This is a genomic window from Lapillicoccus sp. (genome assembly GCF_036559105.1).
GTDB lineage: Bacteria > Actinomycetota > Actinomycetes > Actinomycetales > Dermatophilaceae > Lapillicoccus.
In genome coordinates this window covers 18,070-39,653 of the sequence record NZ_DATBTV010000049.1, presented here as the reverse complement: position 1 = coordinate 39,653, position 21,584 = coordinate 18,070, and the positions used below count along the sequence as shown (strand labels likewise).

Annotated in this window: 17 protein-coding genes, 1 pseudogene and 1 riboswitch; of the genes and pseudogenes, 12 read left to right on the top strand and 6 right to left on the bottom strand. The window is 72.2% G+C overall.

The window, feature by feature from the left end:
- Positions 1-54: 54 nt before the first annotated feature.
- Both VIG79_RS06640 and VIG79_RS06635 read right to left on the bottom strand, forming a co-directional pair.
- Positions 55-180, bottom strand: a complete 126-nt coding sequence (locus tag VIG79_RS06640) for a hypothetical protein (protein ID WP_331883703.1) — start codon at positions 178-180, stop codon at positions 55-57.
- 184 nt (positions 181-364) lie between these two features.
- Positions 365-811 (bottom strand): AAA family ATPase, encoded by a 447-nt coding sequence (locus VIG79_RS06635; protein WP_331883700.1) that lies wholly within the window; start codon positions 809-811, stop codon positions 365-367.
- A 145-nt stretch (positions 812-956) separates the two neighbouring features.
- Positions 957-1,025, top strand: a riboswitch (cobalamin riboswitch).
- A 148-nt stretch (positions 1,026-1,173) separates the two neighbouring features.
- Here VIG79_RS06635 and VIG79_RS06630 point away from each other — a divergent pair.
- The 6 genes from VIG79_RS06630 (at position 1,174) to VIG79_RS06605 (ending at position 8,694) form a co-directional block, all read left to right on the top strand.
- Entirely contained in the window at positions 1,174-3,612 is a 2,439-nt protein-coding gene (locus VIG79_RS06630; protein ID WP_331883697.1) for a prenyltransferase/squalene oxidase repeat-containing protein, read from the top strand.
- 26 nt (positions 3,613-3,638) lie between these two features.
- On the top strand, positions 3,639-4,616 hold the full coding sequence (locus VIG79_RS06625; RefSeq protein WP_331883694.1) for a hypothetical protein: 978 nt from the start codon (positions 3,639-3,641) through the stop codon (positions 4,614-4,616).
- A 13-nt stretch (positions 4,617-4,629) separates the two neighbouring features.
- Positions 4,630-5,784, top strand: coding sequence for an energy-coupling factor transporter transmembrane component T (locus tag VIG79_RS06620; RefSeq protein ID WP_331883691.1), 1,155 nt, complete (start codon positions 4,630-4,632; stop codon positions 5,782-5,784).
- Positions 5,781-7,427, top strand: a complete 1,647-nt coding sequence (locus tag VIG79_RS06615) for an ABC transporter ATP-binding protein (RefSeq protein ID WP_331883688.1) — start codon at positions 5,781-5,783, stop codon at positions 7,425-7,427. Before VIG79_RS06620 ends, VIG79_RS06615 begins: the two co-directional genes overlap by 4 nt.
- Positions 7,428-7,510: 83 nt before the next feature.
- Positions 7,511-8,281, top strand: coding sequence for an ECF transporter S component (locus tag VIG79_RS06610; protein ID WP_331883685.1), 771 nt, complete (start codon positions 7,511-7,513; stop codon positions 8,279-8,281).
- A gap of 74 nt (positions 8,282-8,355) precedes the next feature.
- Positions 8,356-8,694, top strand: coding sequence for a hypothetical protein (locus VIG79_RS06605; RefSeq protein ID WP_331883683.1), 339 nt, complete (start codon positions 8,356-8,358; stop codon positions 8,692-8,694).
- Positions 8,695-9,004: 310 nt separating this feature from the next.
- On the opposite strand, the gene VIG79_RS06600 is transcribed toward VIG79_RS06605, so the two are convergent.
- From VIG79_RS06600 to VIG79_RS06590, 3 genes are all read right to left on the bottom strand, one after another.
- Positions 9,005-9,721, bottom strand: a complete 717-nt coding sequence (locus tag VIG79_RS06600) for a class I SAM-dependent methyltransferase (RefSeq protein WP_331883681.1) — start codon at positions 9,719-9,721, stop codon at positions 9,005-9,007.
- Between the two features lie 38 nt (positions 9,722-9,759).
- Positions 9,760-10,725, bottom strand: coding sequence for an MEDS domain-containing protein (locus tag VIG79_RS06595; protein WP_331883679.1), 966 nt, complete (start codon positions 10,723-10,725; stop codon positions 9,760-9,762).
- Positions 10,726-10,796: 71 nt separating this feature from the next.
- A complete protein-coding gene (locus tag VIG79_RS06590) occupies positions 10,797-11,186 on the bottom strand; it encodes a hypothetical protein (protein WP_331883677.1) in 390 nt (129 codons plus the stop codon).
- A gap of 7 nt (positions 11,187-11,193) precedes the next feature.
- On the opposite strand from VIG79_RS06590, the gene VIG79_RS06585 reads away from it, so the two are divergent.
- Positions 11,194-11,487, top strand: coding sequence for a hypothetical protein (locus tag VIG79_RS06585; RefSeq protein WP_331883674.1), 294 nt, complete (start codon positions 11,194-11,196; stop codon positions 11,485-11,487).
- Here the strand turns inward: VIG79_RS06585 and VIG79_RS19760 are convergent.
- A pseudogene (locus VIG79_RS19760) lies at positions 11,386-11,973 on the bottom strand (hypothetical protein); the annotation flags it as partial. The gene VIG79_RS06585 and the pseudogene VIG79_RS19760 overlap by 102 nt on opposite strands.
- A gap of 177 nt (positions 11,974-12,150) precedes the next feature.
- Between VIG79_RS19760 and VIG79_RS06580 the strand changes: the two are divergent.
- The 5 genes from VIG79_RS06580 (at position 12,151) to VIG79_RS06560 (ending at position 21,572) form a co-directional block, all read left to right on the top strand.
- Positions 12,151-14,037, top strand: coding sequence for a glycoside hydrolase family 15 protein (locus VIG79_RS06580; RefSeq protein WP_331883671.1), 1,887 nt, complete (start codon positions 12,151-12,153; stop codon positions 14,035-14,037).
- Between the two features lie 243 nt (positions 14,038-14,280).
- Positions 14,281-16,683, top strand: coding sequence for an FdhF/YdeP family oxidoreductase (locus VIG79_RS06575; protein ID WP_331883732.1), 2,403 nt, complete (start codon positions 14,281-14,283; stop codon positions 16,681-16,683).
- Positions 16,684-16,709: 26 nt separating this feature from the next.
- Positions 16,710-18,185: a glycoside hydrolase family 3 protein gene (locus tag VIG79_RS06570; protein WP_331883669.1), complete on the top strand. Its 1,476-nt coding sequence runs from the start codon at positions 16,710-16,712 to the stop codon at positions 18,183-18,185.
- Positions 18,186-18,227: 42 nt separating this feature from the next.
- A complete protein-coding gene (gene nagB, locus VIG79_RS06565) occupies positions 18,228-19,010 on the top strand; it encodes a glucosamine-6-phosphate deaminase (RefSeq protein ID WP_331883666.1) in 783 nt (260 codons plus the stop codon).
- An 18-nt stretch (positions 19,011-19,028) separates the two neighbouring features.
- Entirely contained in the window at positions 19,029-21,572 is a 2,544-nt protein-coding gene (locus VIG79_RS06560) for a DEAD/DEAH box helicase (protein WP_414672593.1), read from the top strand.
- Positions 21,573-21,584: the final 12 nt, after the last annotated feature.

Below are 21,584 nucleotides of genomic sequence, written 5' to 3'. Positions count from 1 at the left end.
GGCGACGTTGGGCAGCGCGTCGAACGCCGAGGCCACCTTGCGGCCGAAGTCCGATCAGTCGGTCAGCCGGTCCTGGGGTTTCGCGGAGGCCGGCGCCGTCATCCAGGGCACTGCCGCCGCGGCCACGGCCGAGGTGGTCAGTCCTCGCAGAACGGTGCGGCGGGGCAGGGGCTCGGTCACGGGGGTACTCCCAGGGGTCGGGGCGGCCTCGCGACCATCCAGCCGGTACGCCCCCGGGCGCAGGACCAGTCCTACCCTGTCGCTCAGCCCAGGTCCGCTGATTGGCCGAAGTCGAGTGCCGGAACAAGCCGCCCGTCATGGCCACTGACTCGCGCTCCAGGTGGCCAGCCGCCGGACGCCGGCATCAGCGGGGGCCGAGCAGTCGCTCCAGCTCGACGGCGAGCTCGCTGCTGGCGCGGCGCGCGTCCAGCTCGACCGTAGCCCCGGCTCGAATGCGAGGCTCGACGTCAGTGACGTTGCGGACGATCTCCGCCCGGTCTTCGGGGGAGTTGCCGTACGGGTTGGCGATGCGGGTCGCCACCCGGGCGAGCAGCACGTCGACCGGGGCGTAGAGGTAGACCACGTGCTCGAACCGGTCGTAGAAGAGGCCTTGGTTGTCGGCCGTCCCCGAGACCGCGATGGTCGGGTGGCGGGCGAGCAGCTCGTCCATCCGAGACTCGACCCACCGACCGTCGGGCCGATGCCAGCCCTCGTCATCGGTGTCAACCGTGAGGTGGCCGCGGGCCGCCACGCTCGCCAGGAGCGTGCTCTTACCGGCTCCGGACATCCCCGTGACGAGGACGCGGGCCATCCGTCCAGCGTAGGCGACCTCCTCGCGCCGCCGTCCCGAGTCCGCTCGGTGGACCGCGCCGGGCCGCGTTGACGCGGTCGCGAAGCGGAGGATAGGTTCGGCCCCGGATCCGGTCCCCTTCCGGATCCAGCTCTGCTGCCGTGTGGGGAAGCCGGTGTGAGTCCGGCGCTGTCCCGCAGCCGTGAGAGGTCGCAAGGTCTCGAGCCGGATTACCGCACGGTCGCAAAGACTCCGACAGACATCGTCGTGGCCTGCGATGGGAGTTCCGAGCGGTCGCCCTGTGGTCCGTGGACCAGCGGGTGTCGACTGGTCTCGGGCCTCTGACCGGCTGCGGACGTCCGAACCGCTCGAGGAGCGATCCCATGCCGGTGCCGGCCACCCGCCCCACCCACCGCCGCCGGCGTACCTCACTCGCCGCGCTCGCGGCCATCGGCATGGGCTCGGCGCTGCTCGTCGGCGCGCACCAGGCGTCGGCCGCACCGACCGGACCTGACCCGCAGCGGGCCGCTGCCTACCTCACCGCGCCGGCCCAGCTGGTCGACGGCCACTACTACGACCCGTTCGGTCTCGGGCAGGCGGACTGGGGCCTGACCATCGACGGCGCCTTGGCCCTCGCCGCACAGGGGGGGAAGGACGCCGCATACGGCAAGCTCGTCGACTTCCTCGCCGCCAACGGCAAGGACCACGCCGGCACGGACGTCATCTCGTGGACGGGCATCGGCACCGGGTTCGTCGACGGTGGCTCGATCGGGAAGCTGGCGCTGCTCGCGAAGGTCGCCGGACGCGACCCGCACCGCTTCGCCGGCCATGACCTCGTCGCGGAGCTGGCCAAGGCCACCTGCACGAGCACCACGCCGATCAGCCAGTCCCCTTGCGCTGGGGCGGGCAGCTACGCCGGCAGCTCCTCGGTCTTCAAGCAGGCCCTCGGCCTCATCGGCCAGGTCCGCGGCGGTGCCGGGGACGCCGTCGTCGCGCCGGCGGCCGCGTACCTGCTCGGCCTGCAGGACGCCGACGGCGGCTGGCCCAGCCTCATCCCGTCGGGGGGAGCCGCCTCCGACGTCGACAGCACGGCCATCGCGGTCATGGCCCTCACCCTCGTGCCAGGGGACGCCGCGGCGGCCGCGACGGCACGCGGGATCGCCTGGGTGGCGCGCACCCAGCTCGCCGACGGCGCCTTCCCGGGGTTCGCGCCATCCGGCAGCGAGCCCGCTCACAGCACCAACTCCACGGCACTCGCCGTGCAGGCGTTGCGGCTCTCGGCGGGCGACCACTCGGCCCAGATCGCCAAGGCCCTGACCTTCCTCGCCGGCGCCCAGAACGGTGACGGCGGGTTCGACATCGACAGCGCCAACGACTCCTCCGACGTGCGTGCGACGGCGCAGGTGGTGGGTGGGATCGTCGGGCGTTCGTATGCGACCCTGCTGCACGACCTCGGAGCCTCGGCGCACGCCGTGACCGGGGCCGCGTACCTCGTCGGCCGCCTGACCGACGGAACCCACCTGGAGTCGTCGTTCGACGACGGTCAGGGCGGCACCGTGACGTTCGTGGACTACGGCCTGACGGCAGACCTGGCACTGGCCCTGGCGAGCGCGAACAGCCAGGACGCGACGCTGGCCAAGGTCGTCGGCTACCTGCGCGCCCACGTCGGCGACTACGTCGACCAGACCGGTGCCGCCGGCGGGCCCTACAGCGGCGCGGCCGGCAAGCTCGCCGTCCTCGCGGAGTCGACGGGGCAGGATCCGTCGGCGTTCGGTGGTGTCGACCTGCTGGCCCTTCTCACGGGAAACGTCTGCACGACCGGCAACCCCGACCCGAACGCGTTCGACGCGTGCACCGCAGCCGGCGACTTCCGCGGTGCGTACTCCGGTGTGTCGCAAGCCCTCGCCGTGCTGGCCCTCGGCCGCGCGGGCGTCGCGGTCCCGGCTGCGGCGCTGACGAGGCTCGGACAGCTCCAGTGCGCCGACGGCGGGTTCTCCAGCGTGCTCATCGCGCCGGGGGCTGCGTGCACCTCGGAGGTCGACACGACCGGGTATGCGGTTCAGGCCCTCAGCCTGCAGCCCAGCGGCCAGGCTTCGGTCGCCCGCGGCTGGGAGTACCTGCGCACCGCACAGAGCGCCGGCGGCGGCTGGTCGGGTGCGGCGGGGGTCAACTCGAACTCGACGGGTCTCGCGACCCAGGCGGTGCTCGCCCTCCTCGACCGAGGCGGGTACGTCGGGACGAAGGCGGCCGCCGCAGCCACGTCCGCGAAGGCGGCCGCCCTCGCGGCCATCGCCGGTGGCTCGACCCCGGCCGGCTCCGTCAACGGGGCGCAGGCCGCGTTCGGGTTCCTCGTCGGTCTGCAGCGTCCCGATGGTGGCTTCGACGTGTCGCCGACCGAAGCCGGTGACGACGGCACCCGGACCCGCGCGACGACCCAAGCGGTGCCCGCCCTCGCCGGAGCGTTCCTCACGACGCTCGTCGACCCGGTCACTCCGGTCGACCCGGCGCCACCTACGACCACCGCGACCACGACGACCACGACGACCACGACGTCGCCGACCACCACGACGACGAGCACCACCCCTGATCCGTCGGGCACGACCAGCTCGACCAGCGCCACGACCCCGCCGACGTCCACCGGGTCGGCGTCGTCGACACCCAGCGGGGGCTCCACCCCGGCCGGAACGGTGGCCGCCAGCGGCGGCCTGGCGTCGACCGGCACTCCGGCCGGTCTCATCGTGGTGGTGGGCGTGCTGCTTCTCCTCGCCGGGCTGCTGCTGCTCGTCGGCCGACGGATGACCGCAGGCGGCGGCCGCCGGTGACCAGGTGCGGACGCTTCCTGCCTCGGGTGCTGACGGCTCTGGCCGTCGCCGCGGCGGGTCTCGTCGGCGCCGGGGCGGCACCCGCTCTCGCGGACCCCGGGGCCTGCACGCCGAGTACCGGTGTCGTCGTCGTGGTCGACTTCCGCCCCTTCGGCGGTGGCCTCGAACGGGGCTGTGACCCGACCCCGACGACCGGGTTCGAGGCCCTCCACTCCGCCGGGTTCCCCTCGGTGGGAACGGCACACGACGGTCCTGGGTTCGTCTGCCGGATCAAGGGCCTGCCCACTGCGTCCGCCGACCCGTGCATCGTGACACCGCCGGCCACCCGGTACTGGTCCTACTGGCATTCCGACCCCGGGCAGTCCGGCTGGTCCTACAGCCAGCTCGGTGCGGTGAGCTACCGGCCCAAGGCGGGCAGCGTCGACGCCTGGGTCTACGGCGCCACCGGCTCCGACGGCACGAGCGGCGGGCCGTCGTTCTCGCCGGCCTCCGTCCGTGCCACCGCGCCCGCGCCCGTGGCACCGGTACCGACGACCACGACCACGGGTGGCGGCGGCACCGGAGGAGGCACCGGAGGCGGCGGCGGCACTGGGGGAGGTGGCACCGGAGGCGGGACGGGAGGCGGCACCGGCACCGGCGGGTCGACCGGCGGCCGGGCACCCTCCACCGCATCCGCCCCGGCACCCAAGGCCGGTGCGGCGACGGCGACACCGGGCACGACGACGGGCAGCACGTCGTCATCCACCATGTCATCACCCACCACGTCGGCGGCTTCGGACGCGTCGGCGACGTCGAGCGACGCGGCCGCCTCGAGCACCTCCGCGGTCCCGTCGGGGACGTCGACCGGAACCGGATTGCCGATCACCGACGTGCGAGCCGCCCCTACCGCCGCGGAGACGTCGACCGGCTCGCCCTGGCCGGCGGTCACCGCGATGGTCCTCCTTGTCGCGTTCGGTGCGGCCGCCGCGGTGATGGCCCTGCGTCGCCGGCGCACCATGGGTTAGGCGACACTCGATCGTGGCGTACCTGCGGCCTCACGGAGCGGCGCGGATCCCGCGTGCGCTGCATCCGATTGCCTGGTGGGTCTGGGCGATCGGACTCGCGGTCGCGGTGAGCCGCACGACCAACCCGCTGCTGCTCGTCCTCGTCCTCGGCGTGCTCGGGCTCGTCGTCAGCTCCCGCCGCACCCGGGCGCCGTGGGCCAGGGCGTTCAAGTACTACCTGGCACTGGCCGGCGTCATCATGGTGGTCCGCATCGCCTTCCGCGTGGTCTTCGCGGCGCCGGTCTCGCTGGGGGACCACGTGCTGTTCGATCTGCCGGCACTCCATACGCCCGGTTGGTATGCGGGGATCCAGGTGCTCGGTCCGGTGACCCTCGAGGCGGTGCTGGCGGCCGCCGTGGACGGGCTGCGTCTCGGCACCCTGATGTGCTGCATCGGAGCGGCCAACGCCCTGGCCAACCCTCGGCGCGCGCTGCGCGCGCTGCCGGGCGCCCTGTACGAGCTCGGGATCATCCTCGTCGTCGCCATCAGCATCGCGCCGCAGCTGGTCGAGAGCATCCAGCGGGTGCGGAACGCCCGCCGGCTCCGGGCCGGGTCGGAGAAGGGCCTGCGCGCCCTTGGCGGGATCCTCATGCCGGTGCTTGAGGACGCCCTCGACCGGTCGCTGCTGCTGGCCGCCGCGATGGACTCGCGGGGGTACGGACGGCAGGGCACGGACACGCCGAGGACCCGGCGGCTCACCGGCGGGCTGCTCGTGGCGGGGCTGCTGGGCATGTGCGCGGGCGCCTACGGCCTGCTCGACGGAACCGCGCCCCGCCTGCTCGGGCTGCCCTCGCTCGCCGTGGGGGCGGTCCTCTGCGTGTCGGGCCTCGTCCTGGGCAGCCGGCGCGTGACGCGGACGACGTACCGTCCCGACCCGTGGTGGTGGCCGGAGTGGGTCGTCGCCGGGTGCGGCGTGCTTACCGCCGTGGTGTTCTTCGTGACCAGCAGCTACGACCCGCTGAACCTCACCCCGGTGGTCAGCCCTCTGGCGTGGCCGACGCTGCCCCTCGTCCCCACCCTGGCCGTCCTCCTCGCCGCGCTGCCGGCGGTGGTCGCGCCACCACCGGTCCGGTCGACCCGGACGTCCCGACCAGTCGCGCCCCCGGTCCGAGAGCCGGTGCGTGCGTGATCACCTTCGACCGGGTCACCGTCACCTACGTCGACGCCGGGCGGCCGGTGCTGCGCGACGTGAGCCTCACCATCGAGGAGGGCGAGCTCTGCCTGGTGGTCGGGCGCACCGGCAGCGGCAAGTCGAGCCTCCTCGGGACCATCAACGGGCTCGTCCCGCACTTCACCGGCGGCACGCTCGCCGGCCGAGTGGTGGTCGACGGTCGCGACACGGCGCACCACCCCCCGCGCGAGCTCGCGGACGTTGTCGGCGTCGTCGGGCAGGACCCGCTGGCCGGGTTCGTGACGGACACGGTGGAGGAGGAGCTCGCCTACGGCATGGAGCAGCTGGCCGTGCCGGCGCAGGTGATGCGCAAGCGCGTGGAGGAGACGCTCGACCTGCTCGGGCTCGCCGAGCTGCGGGCCGAGCCGCTGCTCGAGCTCTCCGGCGGTCAGCAGCAACGAGTGGCGATCGGGTCGGTGCTCACCGCGCACCCGCGGATCCTCGTGCTCGACGAGCCCACCTCGGCCCTCGACCCTACGGCGGCCGAGGAGGTCCTCGCCGCCGTCACCCGGCTCGTCCACGACCTCGGGGTCACTGTCGTCCTCGCCGAGCACCGGCTCGAGCGGGTCGCCCAGTTCGCCGACCGGGTGATCCACCTGCCGGGTGACGGGTCCGTCCAGGACGGTCTTCCGGCCGCGATGTTCGCCTCGACGAGCATCGCGCCGCCCGTCGTCGAGCTGGGCCGGCTGGCCGGTTGGTCCCCGCTGCCGTTGTCGGTCCGCGACGCGCGGCGGCAGGCCCCGGACCTGCGCCAACGGCTTGACGGGCTGGGCCCTCCGCCGCCGGTCCGGCCCGAACCACCCGCCGGTCGGGTTGTTCTGTCCGCGACCGGGGTCGTGGTCCGCTACGGCGAGCTCGTCGCCGTCCGGGAGGTCGACCTCACCCTCCGCAGCGGCGAGGTGGTCGCGCTCATGGGCCGCAACGGCTCAGGCAAGTCGTCGCTGCTCTGGGCCCTCCAGGGTTCCGGGCGGCGGCAAGGGGGCCGTGTCCAGGTGGACGGCCACGACCCACAGGCCCTCGGCACTGTCGGCGCGCGCCGGCTCGTCGGGATGGTCCCGCAGACGCCGGCCGACCTGCTCAACCGGGACACCGTCGCGGCCGAGCTGGACCAGGCCGGCCACGACGCGTCGAGCCTGGCTGTCGGCCCCGTCCCCACCGTGGGCGGACCGACAGCGCGCGACATCCTCGACGGGCTCGCGCCCGGCATCGCCGACGACGGCCACCCGCGCGACCTGTCCGAGGGGCAGCGTCTCGCCCTCGTCCTCGCCGTCCAGCTCTCGGCGTCGCCCCCGGTGCTGTTCCTCGACGAGCCGACCCGAGGCCTCGACTACGCCGCCAAGGAGGCGCTGTCACGCATCCTCGCTGACCTGGCCGCGGCGGGACGAGCCGTGGTCGTCAGCACCCACGACGTCGAGTTCGTCGCCGGGGCGGCCGACCGCGTCGTCGTGATGGCCGAGGGCGAGATCGTCGCCGACGGTGACACCACGGAGGTCATCGTCGCGTCGCCGGCCTTCGCACCGCAGGTCGCCAAGGTGCTGGCGCCGCTGCCGTACCTCACCGTCGACCAGGTCGCCCGCTCCCTCCACCTGGTGCGCTCGTGAGCCGGACCAGTGCTGGAGAGGCGCGAGTTACTCTCCGAGTCAAGGCCGTTCGGCTCCGACCCCGCTCTGCCCTGGCCATCGCGATGGCGTCGTTCCTCGGCATCGTCGCCTTCACGTGGCCGTTCGTCGTCGAGCCCGGCGCCTTCGGCAGCGCGCAGACAGCGCCGCTGATGTTCGGCGTGCTGCTCGTCGTCGTCCTGGCCGTGGTCCTCGCGGAGGTCGCCGAGGGCGGGATCGATGCCAAGGCCCTGGCCATGCTCGGCGTCCTGTCGGCGATCGGTGCGGCGCTCCGGCCCCTCGGCGCCGGCACGGCCGGGATCGAGACCGTCTTCTTCACGATCATCCTCGCCGGACGGGTCTTCGGCGCCGGCTTCGGGGTCGTCCTGGGGTGCACCACCCTGTTCGCCTCCGCCATCATCACCGGGGGAGTCGGACCCTGGCTGCCCTACCAGATGTTCGGGGCGGCCTGGGTGGGGCTGATCGCCGGACTGTTGCCTCGGGTGCGCGGCAGGGCCGAGATCGTCATGCTCGCGGTCTACGGGGCAGTCGCCGGCTACCTGTTCGGCTTCCTGCTCAACCTGTCGTTCTGGCCCTTCTCCCTCGACCCGGGCAGCTCGATCGCCTACCTCCCGGGCGCCGACTTCTCCGAACAGTGGCATCGCTACCTCCTGTTCGACGCCGCGACGTCGCTGGGGTGGGACACCGGTCGGGCCGCGACGACAGCGGTGGTGATCCTGCTCGTCGGACCGGCGGTCCTCGGCGCGTTCCGACGTGCTGCCCGCAAGGCGGCGTTCGAAGCACCGGTCAGCTTCGAGCCGGAACCGGCCGTGGACCGTACAGCCGCTAGGCCCTGACCGGCTCGATCGTCGCCGCGCTCGGTGGCAGGTCCGAGGTCGCTGCGGCCTTCGCCGCCACCAACCAGGCGCTGGTGGCCGTGTTCGGCGGCGTCGGGCGCATGGTGAGCATCGCCGTCGTCGCGATCCAGGTGGCGGCGTTCGGTGGGCTGGTGCCCATCGAGACCGCGCCGGCGACCCTGCAGACGCTGAACGGAGTCCTCCCGCTCCCGCAGTTCGTGGCGCCGGCGGGACGGCTCCTTCTCGGCGGCGGGGGCGACGTGGTCGGCCCGTGTCTGACCTTGGTCGGCTGGACCGTCGGCGCGTTGCTCGTGTCGGTCGTGTGCGCGGCGCGGCAGCGGCCCGACCTGGCCGTCGCGGCCCGGCCCCAGAGCGCCCCCGCCCCGTCGTCGGTCATGGCCGAGACCTCATAGCGGGGCTCACTCGTCCTCAGTGGTGCGGTGGCGCGCGGAAAGCCGAGCGCTGCCGCCCTCCTGTCCGATGGAGCAGACCGCGTGAGCCCGGGATTCCGCCCGAGGCGACCGTCGGGCGGACGCGGGCGACGGGCATCCGCCGGCGACGACCGCTTGCTCCTCCTCACCGTGACGTAGCCGGCTCGACATACCTCTGCGGGGAGCGACGTCGGGGTCACCGCACCGACTTCCCTCCCCAGGAGGCCCCGGCGGTGGAGTGCTGAACGAAGCGAGTGTCGCTGGTACGGCGCCTTCGCTCCACGGCGACGGGTCAGGCGTTCGTCAGCCGTCCGACCAGCTGCATGAACCGGAACACCTGGTCCGAACCCGTCGCCTCGGCGTAGGCGTCGACCACCTGTGCCACGAACGCCGAACCCTCCTCCGCCGCCAGGTGCCCCGTCCACCCTCCGAACCCCACCGCACACCACTCGGTGAACGCCTCACGCGACCCGAAGTCCCACGACAGGTCGTCGACGCGGACGTCGTCCACCCGAAGTCCCACCGACGTCGCATCCCTTTGCCATTGCTCGGGTTCCGGGTGAACGAACGGCGCGGAGAACCCCCCGAACGACTCACCCCAGCGCGGCGTCGCCGTGACCGACATCGCGACGTCCTCGACGCTGGGCCGCGGACCCCCACACACGAACACCAGCACCGCCCGCCCGCCGACGTGCAGGGCCGCCCGAACAGCGGAGAGCGCGCGCCGCTGGTCGGTCACCCAGTGCAGGGCGTTGAACGAGACGACGAGGTCGAACTCGTCGTCGAACCTCATCGTCCCGACCGCATCGACCTCGAAGGTCAGGTTGCCCGAGGCCGGCGCGACGGCGATCATCCCCGGTGACGGGTCGATGCCGACGCACCGCCCGTCCGGGATCCGCTGGGCGAGCGACTGCGTCACGCGGCCGTCGCCGCAGCCGACGTCGAGCAGGCTGGTGACCCCCGTCAGGTCCACGTCGTCCAGCGCACGACGAGCGAGCCACTGCTGCACCGTGTTGACGCGCCGGTAGCTCGCACCGTCCCAGTCGGTCAGAGCGTCACCGGCTGGCCGGTCAGGAGCTCGGCCCAGACGACCTTCCCGCCCGGGACGGTCTCACAGCCCCAGTGGTCGGCGACGTCGGAGACGATGGTCAGGCCGCGGCCACCGAGGTCGAGCAGCCGGCCGTGGTGCTCCTCGACGGTGCCGGGGGCGACGTCCGACACGGAGACCCGGACCGAGTTCTCGGAACAGGTGACGGTCACCTCGAACGCGGACCGCGCGTGGGTCACGGCGTTGGCCGCCATCTCCGAGGCGACGAGGCACGCGTCGGCGACCAGGAGCTCGTCGAGCGGCCGGCCCCGCTGCGCGGACCAGTCGGCCAGCGCCAGGGCCACGAGGCGCCGGGCGGCGCCGACCGCCTCGGGCGCCGGGACGAAGACGCCGGTCGTGAGACCGGGCGCGACGAGACGGTCCGGGCCCGATGCATACGTCTCCGGGGCGACGACGTCGGTATGCAGCGCGCAGAGCCGTCCGACGACGTCGAGCCGGCCGCCGTCGAGGACGGTGGCGGGGTAGGGGCAGAGCAGGTCGAAGTCCAGGTCGTCGGCCAGCCGGTTCCAAGCCGCCTCGAGCGCCAGAGCCCCGGTGACGTTGCCCTCGGCCCAGAGCAGCGCGACCATCTCGCCGGCCGCTCGAACCCGACGCCCACTCTCGTTGAGGCCGGACAGCAGGGTGCCGACCCCTTGCGCGAAGAGCTGTCGGTCCGGAACTCCGTCGACGAGGAAGGTGCTCAGGGTCTCGCCGGCGTCGAGGAGGAACAGCCGTCCCTCGTCCTGGTCCCGCTCGACGTCGACTCCTCGTTGCTGCAAAGCCGCCCCCAGGGTATGGGCGTGCGCCGGCATGAGGACCGTGATGACCGCTTCACCGGCGTAGAGCCCCTCGGCGACGTAGTCGGCCAGCTGATCGACGGCGTGCCGGGCATGGTCGTAGAACAGGACCGAGTGGTCCCGTGACAAGCCAGCCCCTGACCGCGGCACCCGCCCAGGGTAGGGCCGAATCGACCAGTAGTCGCATCGTTGTTGAATCTTCACAGGAACGTAGCGCGATGCGTCAACACGTACCTGGGCGCGGGGGTGCCGGCCAGCCCCTTCGCCAGGAACGTCAGCACGTCGGGCATCGCGGTGTTGGCGATCGTCCCGTGGGTGTCGGTGGGGTACAGGCGGAAGGTCATCCGCCCACCCCCACGGCACGACGCCGCCGCGGAGCCCTCCGTCGCACTGGGGATCACCAGGGTGTCGGCGCCGCCCTGCGCGACGAACACCGGCAGTCCCGCGGGCGGTGCCCCAGGGGTGTTCTCGGCGAGGATGGCCGACCAGGGCTCGGTTGTCCGGGGATCGCTGGGCAGGTACCTTCCGAGCAGCGGCGTCGCCAGAGCGTGCAGCTTGTCGATGTCGCCGAACAGGCAGAGACCGGCCATCGTCTGGGTGACCGCCGCTCCGGCGTCCGTGAGGATGCTGGTCAGCTCCAGGCCCGGGGTACTGCGCCGCGTAGGCCTGCTGGTACGCCGCGACGGCGTACGACCCGATGGTGACTCGCGAGACGTCGCCGATGTCGTCGTCGAGCAGAGTCCCGAGGTCGGCGGCCGGGGCGACGACTGCGGCGGCGCGGACGATGAGCTCCGGCGCATACGACGCGGCCTGCAGTGCGGCGAGGAGGACGGCGTGGCCGCCCTGCGAGTGGCCCCAGTGGACGGTGGTGGTCGTCGCACCGGTCGGTAGCTCATGCGCGGCGCGAACGGCGTCGAGGAGGCACCGCGACCGCTGGTCCGATGAGGTAGGAGCTCGGGGCTGGGACACCCCATACCCGGGTAGTCGGGGGCGACGACGACGTAGCCGGCCCGGATGAGGTCCGGCAGCCCTTCGACGAGGAGGTACGGGTCGACGCCGTTGGAGGGGCGCAGCTCGCCGCGGCGCCGGTCGTGGGATGTCCCCAGCCGACGACGGCGCGCCCGGCCGCCGGCGCGGGGGAGTCCGGGGCGACGACGATGCCGGAGAGCACGGTGTCGCGGCCGGCGGGGTCCGTGGAGTGGTAGAGGACGCGCCACGCGCGCGACCCGTCGGGAACCGAGAGCAGCTCCTCCGACCGGACCACCGTCCGTGTGGCGCGGCGGGCGTCGACGTGGGGACGGCGTAGAAGGCCGGGTCGCCGGCCTCCAGAGCGCCGGTGACGAGCCGTCGCGGGCTGGCCGCCGGCAGCAGCAACATGGCCACTGTCACGACGACGAGCACGAGCGTCGCGACGACTGCCGCTGTGACGACGAACCCACGCCGAAAGCCGCCCCCGACCCGCCATGGCGTGGTGTCTAGCACGACTCCTCTGTACGACACGGGCGCTTTGCCGTCACACTTCGAGCAGCACACCCTCCGAGAAGGGCGACGACCTTGGACGGCAACATCGAGAAGACCGACTGGACGACCGTCTCCTCGTACCCGCCGATCGCGGAGTACGCGTTCCTGTCGGACTGCGAGGTGACCGCCCTTGTCGCTCCGAGCGGCAACGTCGAGTGGATGTGCCTGCCCCGGATGGACGGTCCCTCGATCTTCGGGTCGATCCTCGACCGGGACGCCGGCGGGTTCCGGTTGGGGCCGGCCGATGCCCGCGTGCCCGCCGCCCGGCGCTACCTGCCCGGCACGATGATCCTCGAGACCAGCTGGGGCACGCCGACGGGCTGGGTCATCGTCCGGGACTGCCTCCTCATCGGTCCGTGGCACCACGAGAACTCGCGGTCCAACAGCCACCGCCGAGCGCCCACCGACTACGACTGCGAGCACGTCTTCCTGCGCGAGGTGCGCTGCGTCAACGGCGAGGTGCAGATGTCCCTGGACTGCAGCCCGATGCTCAACTACGGCCAGGAACCGGCGATCTGGACCTTTGACGGCGACGGCTATCACGACGCCGTCACCGAGCCGAGCGAGTACGCGCCCCGGCTGCGGCTGACGACCGACATGCGGCTCGGCTTCGAGGGCCACCGGGCTATGGCGCGGACGCTGATGAAAGAGGGTCAGACCCACTTCGTCGCGCTCTCGTGGTCGCAGTACGAGCCCCCGCACACCCACGAGGACGCCTACAAGCGCCTCGTCTGGACGGCGCACCACTGGCAGCACTGGCTGGCGCGTGGCCGGTTCCCCGACCACCCGTGGCGCATCCACCTCGAGCGCAGCGCACTGACCCTCAAGGGCCTCACCTTCGCGCCGACCGGTGCACTGGTCGCCGCCGCCACGACTTCTCTCCCGGAGACCGTTGGGGGCGAACGCAACTGGGACTACCGATACACCTGGATCCGGGACTCGACCCTCACCCTCTGGGCGATGGGCCGCCTCGGTTTCGACTGGGAGGCCGACGACTTCTTCTCGTTCATCGCCGACGTGGCCGGCGTCGGTGACGACGTCCAGATCATGTACGGGATCGGCGGCGAGCGGGAGCTCGAGGAGCGGCTCTTAGACCACCTCGACGGCTACGAGAGCTCACGCCCGGTTCGCGTCGGGAACGGGGCGTTCGACCAGAAGCAGCACGACGTCTGGGGCTCCATCCTCGACTCGGTGTGGGTGCACAAGGGATCCCGCGACCGAGTGGACGACCGCCTGTGGACGATCCTCGCTCGGTTCGTCGACGCGGCCATCAAGAACTGGGCCGAGCCGGACTGTGGGATCTGGGAGGTACGCGGGGAACCCAAGCACTTCACCTCGTCGAAGGTCATGTGCTGGGTCGCCGCTGACCGTGGCGCGAAGCTGGCCCGCGTCCGTGAGCAGCACGAGCGGGCCAAGGAGTGGCAGGCGGCCGCCGACGAGATGAAGGCCGACATCCTCGCCCACGGGGTCGACGAGCGGGGCGTCTTCACCCAGCACTACGGGAGCTCGGCCCTCGACGCGTCGACCCTGCTCATCCCCCTCGTGGGGTTCCTGCCGGTGGACGACGAGCGGATCCGCAACACCGTCCACGCCATCGCCGAGGAGCTCACCGACGACGGCCTGGTGCTGCGCTACCGGGTCGAGCACACCGACGACGGGCTGAGTGGTGAGGAGGGCACCTTCACCATCTGCTCCTTCTGGCTGGTGTCCGCCTTCGCGCTCATCGGGGAGGTCGAGAACGCCCGGCGTCTCTGCGAGAAGCTGTTCTCGATGGCCAGCCCGCTCGGGCTCTACGCCGAGGAGATCGACGCCGCCAGCGGCCGGCACCTCGGGAACTTCCCCCAGGCCTTCACCCACCTCGGCCTCATCAACGCGGTCCTGCACATCATGTCTGCGGAGGAGCGGCAGAAGTCGGACTGACTCGCACCACCTGCTCGTCTAGGACTGAACGGCGAACCCCCCGTCCAAGGGACTTGCTGGGCCGCAGCCAGCTTGATCTGGAGGAAGCCCAGGGCTTCGAGCTGCCGGGCCCGGGAGCTCGATCCGGCGTAATGGCGGTCTCCTGCGGGTGTGAGGGTGGACGGATCTTCGGCCACGCTGACCCGCGGCGGTCGAACCCGGCGCGCCGGGACGAGCGGGCGTGGGTACCGTGGCCGGGTGGCCCTGATCAAACCGGCGCCGATCGACGACATCGACGAGTCGCAGCTCGAGGTGACGCCTCAGAAGGACGCTTCCGCCGGCGTCACGGCGGTCGGGGTGTCGATGGATCGCGCGGTCCGCTCGATGGGCGTGAGCCGCGCGACGCGCAGCCTGCTCAAGCTCAACCAGGTCGACGGCTTCGACTGCCCGGGGTGCGCGTGGCCGGACCCGGACCCGGGCCACCGGCATACGGCCGAGTTCTGCGAGAACGGGGCGAAGGCGGTCGCCGAGGAGGGGACCAAGCTGCGGGTCGGTCCGGAGTTCTTCGCCGCGCACTCGGTGGACGACCTGGAGTCGCACACCGACTACTGGCTCGGCCAGCAGGGCCGGATCACCCAGCCGATGGTGCGGCACGAGGGCGCCAGCCACTACACGCCGATCGACTGGGAGGACGCCTTCCGGCTCGTCGGGTCGACGTTGCGCACGTTGGACCACCCCGACCAGGCGATCTTCTACACGTCCGGCCGCACGTCCAACGAGGCGGCCTTCCTCTACCAGCTGTTCGTCCGGACGTTCGGGACCAACAACCTGCCGGACTGCTCGAACATGTGCCACGAGTCCACGTCGGTGGCCCTCGCCGAGGTCATCGGCATCGGCAAGGGGAGCGTGAGCCTCGAGGACGTCCACAGCGCCGAGCTCATCCTCATCGTCGGCCAGAACCCCGGGACCAACCACCCCCGCATGCTCAGCGCGCTGGAGATCGCGAAGCGCCGGGGGGCCACGATCATCGCCGTCAACCCGCTCGCCGAGGCCGGCCTCGCCCGGTTCCGCAACCCCCAGACGCCGCGTGGGCTGTCCGGGGTCGGGACCGAGCTCGCGGACCTGCACCTGCCGGTCCGGGTATGCGGCGACCTCGCGCTGTTCCAGGCGCTCGGCTCGCTCCTGGTCGCCAAGGAGGACGCCGCCCGGGCCGCCGGACGACCCGGCACGGTCCTCGACCTGGAGTTCGTCCGCAAGCACACCACCGGGTTCGACGCGTGGGCGGACCACGTGCGGGCGTTGGACTGGGACGCCGTCGACGCCGCCACGGGACTGGACCGCTCCCTCATCGAGCAGGCCGCCGACCTGCTCGCCACCTCGAAGCGGACAGTGACCTGCTGGGCCATGGGGATCACCCAGCACCGCAACGCCGTCGCGACGATCAAGGAGATCGCCAACCTCGCCTTCGCGCAGGGCAACATCGGCAAGCCGGGGGCGGGACTGTGTCCCGTGCGCGGGCACTCGAACGTCCAGGGTGACCGGACGATGGGGATATGGGAGAAGGTCCCGGACCACTTCCTCGACGCGTTGCGCGACGAGTTCCACTTCGAGCCGCCCCGCGAGCACGGGTTCGACACCGTGGACGCGGTGCGCGCACTACGCGACGGCAAGGCCCGTGTCTTCGTCGGGATGGGCGGCAACTTCGCGTCCGCCGCTCCCGACACCGCCGTCGTCGAGGAGGCGATGCGCGGGGCCGACCTGACGGTCCAGGTCTCGACCAAGCTGAACCGGTCGCACGCCGTCTGCGGGCGGACCGCGCTCATCCTCCCCGTGCTCGGTCGCAGCGAACGGGACCGGACCGGCGGCCGTGACCAGCGCGTCACCGTCGAGGACTCCATGTCGGCGGTCCATGCGTCCCGAGGGCCGCTCACCCCTGCTTCGCCGCACCTGAGGTCCGAGGTCGACGTCGTCTGCGGGCTGGCGCTGGCGACGGTCCCCGGGGTCGGGCGCATCCCGTGGGCCGACTTCCGCAGCGACTACGGGACGGTCCGCGAGGCCATCGGCCGCGTGGTCCCGGGCTGTGCCGCATACGCCGAGAAGGTCGACCAGCCAGGCGGATTCGTCCTCCCGCACCCGCCGCGCGACACCCGCACGTTCCCGACCACGGTGGGCCTTGGCATCTTCACGGTGAGCCCGACCGACGTGCTGCACGTCCCCGAGGGCCGACTGCTGCTGCAGTCCCTGCGCAGCCACGACCAGTACAACACCACCATCTACGGGCTGGAGGACCGCTACCGCGGGATCCACGGAGGTCGACGGGTGGTCTTCGTCAACCCCCTCGACATCGTCGACCTGGGCGTCGAGGACGGCGAGATCGTCGACCTGGTCAGCGAGTGGAAGGACGGCTCGGAGCGAGTCGCGCCACGGTTCCGCGTCGTGCCCTACGACACCCCGCGCGGGTGCGCCGCCGCCTACTACCCGGAGGCGAACCCCTTGGTGCCGCTGGACTCCACGGCGATCGGCAGCAACTGCCCCACCTCGAAGTCCGTCATCATCCGGCTGGTGACCCCATCGGGGAACGACCCGGGCGGTGACAGCTCGGCGGGCGCCGCCGTGGGTTCCGACGCCGGTCACAAGTCCGACGTGGAGCCGTTCCACCTCAGCTGAGCGGGTGTGACAGGGTCATGGGCGCTATGAGCGATCCACAGACCGACCTAGAGACCCTGGCCGTACGCACCGTGATGGCGTCGTTCGACGGAGGCACCCTCCCGGAGTGGGCGCGCCGACGGCTCGTCGGCGGAATGGCCGGGATCTGCCTGTTCGGCGAGAACGTCACGTCGATCGAGGCCGTCGGCCGGCTCTGCGCCGCTATTCACGAGGCCGCCCCCGACGCGATCGTGTCGCTCGACGAGGAGGGTGGAGACGTCACGCGGCTCTACTACCGGGTCGGCAGCCCGCACGCCGGGCACGCTGCCCTGGGAGCGGTCGACTACCCGACCCTCACCCGGGCGGTGGCCCAGGACATCGGCTCCGAGCTGCTGGCCGTCGGCGTGGACCTGGACCTCGCCCCCGTGGCGGACGTCAACTCCAACCCGCTCAACCCGGTCATCGGGGTCCGCAGCTTCGGGGCGGAGCCGGAGCTGGTGGCGCGCCACGTGGCCGCGTTCGTCGACGGGCTGCAGTCCGCCGGGGTCGGCGCCTGTCTCAAGCACTTCCCCGGACACGGCGACACGGTCGCCGACTCCCACGTCGCCCTGCCGGTGGTGGAAGCCCCCGTGGAGGTCCTTCGGGAGCGGGAACTGGTGCCTTTCCGAGCGGGGATCGCCGCCGAGGCGGTGGCGGTGATGACCTCCCACGTCGTCGTGCGGGCGCTGGACCCGGATCGGCCGGCGACCTTCAGCGCGCTGGCGACGCGGCTGCTGCGCGCGCCCGAGGCCGACGGTGGACTCGGGTTCGACGGGCTGTTGGTCAGCGACGCCCTGGACATGCAGGGGGCCAGCGGGGAGATCGGCGTCCCGGCCGCCGCCGTGCAGGCCCTGGCCGCCGGTGTCGACCTGCTCTGCCTCGGCCCTCACGTCGTCGACGACCAGGTCCAGGCGGTGCTCGACGCGATCGTCGCCGCCGTGCGTTCGGGCGAACTATCGCAGGACCGCCTCGTGGAGGCGGCGGGCCGCGTGGACACCGCATCCGCGCGGCTACGGGAGCTCCGGGCCACGGCGCCGACCGCGAGCCTCGGCGACGGCGCCTCCAGCGCGGCCGCCCGAGAGGCCATCACGGTCGACGGCCCGCTAGGGCCTCTTCCCGGGGCGCAGGTGCTCCGCTTCGTCGCCGGCGCCAACATCGCCGCCGGCCATGTGCCGTGGGGGCTGCCGCACGACGGCCGGGTCCTCGCCGGCTCCGCGCCCGTCGAGGTCGTCGAGGGGCGCCACCTCCCGGACCTCGACGCGGACCGCCCCGTCGTGGCGCTGGTCCGCGGCGGACACCGGTATGCGTGGGTCGTCGCCGGCCTCACGGCCCTTGCTCGTCGGCGTCCGGACCTCGTCGTCGTCGAGCTCGGCTGGCCGGGACCGGACCGGTTGCCCGGCCGGACCGTGGTCCACACCTTCGGTGCATCCGCGGTCTCCGGGCGGGCGCTGGACGACCGCCTCTCCGGCGCTCTGGAAGGATGACCGCCCGGTGAACCGCATCCTGGGACGAGAGGTGGGCTGACCGTGGAGGTCGTGGTCCTCGAGACCGAGCAGGAACGCGCCGACCTCGTCGCGGACGCCGTCGTCGCGCTCGTGATGGCCAGACCCACGGCAGTCCTCGGGCTGGCGACGGGATCCAGCCCGTCGCCGGTTTATGCAGAGCTGGTGCGCCGGTACGAGGCGGGCGAGGTGTCGTTCGCGGAGGCGTCGGCCTTCACCCTCGACGAGTACCTCGGGCTGCCACCGGGCCACCCGGAGGGGTATCGCCAGGTCATCGAGCGCGAGTTCGCCTCCCTCGTGGACCTCCCGGCCGACCACCTGCACACGCCGGACGGCCAGACCGACGACGTGCCGGCCGCGTGCGTCGCCTACGAGAAGGCCATTGCTGCCGCCGGGGGCGTCGACCTCCAGCTGCTCGGGATCGGCAGCGACGGGCACCTGGCGTTCAACGAGCCGGGGTCGTCACTGGCCTCACGGACCCGGGTCAAGACCCTCACGCCGCGCACCCGTGCCGACAACGCGCGGTTCTTCGACTCGCCGGACGAGGTCCCGCACCACGTCCTCACGCAGGGCCTCGGGACCATCCTCGACGCGCACCACCTCGTCATGCTGGCCACGGGGGAGGGCAAGGCCGAGGCGGTCCGTAGCGCGGTCGAGGGCCCGGTCAGCGCCCGGTGCCCCGCGTCGGCGCTGCAGCTGCACCCGCACGTCACCGTCGTGCTGGACCCCGCGGCCGCGTCGCGGCTCGAGCTGCGCGAGTACTACGGACAGGTGTGGGACGACAAGCCGGACTGGCAGGGCATCTGAGTCCGGGAGGATGGCCCCGTGCCCTCCACCACCGGTCCGTCGTTGGGGAGGGCTCTCGACCGGCTCACGTCGCTGCCTGAGCGCCCAGGACCGGACGACGTGTTCGGCGCGTTCGTCGACTGGACCACCGACCAGGGGATCACCCTCTACCCCGCGCAGGAGGAGGCGCTGATCGAGGTCGTCTCCGGCGCGAACGTCATCCTCGGCACCCCGACCGGTTCGGGCAAGAGCCTGGTAGCGCTGGGCGCGCATCTGTCGGCCCTCGCGACCGGCGGCCGGACCTTCTACACCGCGCCGATCAAGGCGCTCGTCTCGGAGAAGTTCTTCGCGCTCTGTGACGTCCTCGGGCCCGAGCGGGTGGGGATGCTCACCGGGGACGCGTCGGTCAACGCGCAGGCCCGGTTGGTCTGCTGCACGGCGGAGGTGCTGGCGAACATCGCGCTCCGTGAGGGTGCCGAGTCCGACATCGCCCAGGTCGTCATGGACGAGTTCCACTTCTATACCGAGCCGGATCGCGGCTGGGCGTGGCAGGTCCCGCTCCTCGAGCTCCCTCGGGCCCAGTTCCTCCTCATGTCGGCGACGCTCGGTGACACCGCCCGGTTCGAGGAGGACCTGATCCGGCGCACGGGGCGGCCGACGGTGTCCATCGCCTCGGGTGAGCGGCCCGTCCCGCTCTTCTACTCGTGGGCGATGACGCCGCTGCACGAGACGGTGACCGAGCTGCTGGACACGCATCGCGCCCCCGTCTACATCGTCCACTTCACCCAGGCGGCCGCTCTCGAGCGCGCCCAGTCGATGCTGTCCGTCCCGGTGGCCAGCCGCGAACAACGTGACGAGATCGGCGCGCTGATCGCCGGGTTCCGCTTCTCGCCCGGGTTTGGGCGAACGCTGAACCGGTTGGTACGTCACGGGATCGGGGTTCATCACGCCGGGATGCTGCCCAAGTACCGGCGCCTCGTGGAGCAGCTTGCCCAGCGCGGTCTGCTGCAGGTGGTCTGCGGTACCGACACCCTCGGCGTCGGCATCAACGTGCCGATCCGGACCGTGCTCTTCACCGCCCTGAGCAAGTTCGACGGCTCGCGTCAGCGCCCCTTGAAGGCCCGGGAGTTCCACCAGATCGCCGGTCGCGCCGGACGCGCCGGGTACGACACGGCCGGCTACGTCGTCGTCCAGGCGCCGGAGCACACCATCGAGAACGCGCGGAACCTGGCCAAGGCCGGCGACGACCCCAAGAAGCTGCGGAAGGTGCAGCGCAAGAAGGCGCCGGACGGGTTCGTCACGTGGACCGAGGACGGCTTCGAGCGTCTGGTGGCGGCGCCGCCCGAGCCACTCGTGTCCCGGATGCGGGTGACGCACGCCATGGTGCTCAATGTCATGGCGCGGCAGGGGGATCCGTTCGCCGCGATGCGAAAGTTGCTGCGGGACAACCACGAGGACCCGCGCCGGCAGGTCCGGCACGTTCGACAGGCGGTACAGATCTACCGCTCGCTGCTGGCCGCCGGCGTCGTCGAACGGCTGGAGACCCCTGACGCCGAGGGGCGGCTGAGCCGCCTGGTCGAGGACCTCCAGCTCGGCTTCGCGCTCAACCAGCCGCTCTCGGCCTTCGCCCTCGGCGCGGTGGAGGTTCTCGACCCGGATGCACCGGCATACCCGCTCGATGTCGTCTCCGTGGTGGAGGCGACGCTCGAGGACCCGCGCCAGGTTCTCCTCGCCCAGCAGTTCAAGGCGCGCGGAGAGGCCGTGGCCGAGATGAAGGCCGACGGCATCGAGTACGAGGAGCGGATGGAGCTGCTCGAGGAGGTGACGTGGCCGAAACCGTTGGTGGAGCTACTGACCGCGCTGCTCGCGACCTACCGCCAGACTCATCCGTGGGTCCCCGAGGAAGCGCTGTCTCCGAAGTCGGTGGTCCGGGAGATGTGGGAGCGGGCGATGACCTTCTCGGAGTACGTCGCATGGCTGGGACTGGGGCGGTCCGAGGGACTACTGCTGCGCTACCTCTCCGACGCGTACCGGGCCCTGCGGCAGACCGTCCCCGACTCCGCCCGGACCGAGGGTGTGGACGACATCGTCGAGTGGCTGGGCGCGGTCGTCCGCCAGACCGACTCCAGCCTCGTGGACGAGTGGGAGGCACTGGTCTCCGGCGCCCCGGTCACCCCCGAGCCGACGCCGGACAGCGTCCTCGGTATCCGTAGCGTGACCGCCGACGCGCGAGGGTTCCGGATCATGGTGCGCAACGCGATGTTCCGGCGGGTCGACCTGCTCGCTCGCCGACGCTGGGCGGACCTCGCCGCACTGGACGCCGGGCTCACCGCCGAGCAGTGGCAGGACGCGGGGGAGGCGTATGCGGCCGAGCACGGAGAGGTGGGCATCGGCCCGGACGCGCGCGGGCCGGCCATGTTCCTTCTCGGCGAGCCCATCGACGGCCGGATGTCCGCGGTCCAGATCCTCGACGACCCCGACGGCGAGCACGACTGGCGGATCACCACGGCGGTCGATCTCGAGGCGTCCGACGAGGCGGGGGAGCCGGTCCTCACGACACTGGCCGTGGCACCGTTCGGCTGACCGACCGTCAGC

What these genes read in the sequence shown, in the direction of transcription:
- VIG79_RS06635 (WP_331883700.1), bottom strand. Translation starts at nt 811, where the DNA reads ATGGCCCGCGTCCTCGTCACGGGGATGTCCGGAGCCGGTAAGAGCACG.
- VIG79_RS06630 (WP_331883697.1), top strand. Translation starts at nt 1,174, where the DNA reads ATGCCGGTGCCGGCCACCCGCCCCACCCACCGCCGCCGGCGTACCTCA.
- VIG79_RS06610 (WP_331883685.1), top strand. Translation starts at nt 7,511, where the DNA reads ATGGCGTCGTTCCTCGGCATCGTCGCCTTCACGTGGCCGTTCGTCGTC.
- VIG79_RS06590 (WP_331883677.1), bottom strand. Translation starts at nt 11,186, where the DNA reads ATGGCCGGTCTCTGCCTGTTCGGCGACATCGACAAGCTGCACGCTCTG.
- VIG79_RS06570 (WP_331883669.1), top strand. Translation starts at nt 16,710, where the DNA reads ATGAGCGATCCACAGACCGACCTAGAGACCCTGGCCGTACGCACCGTG.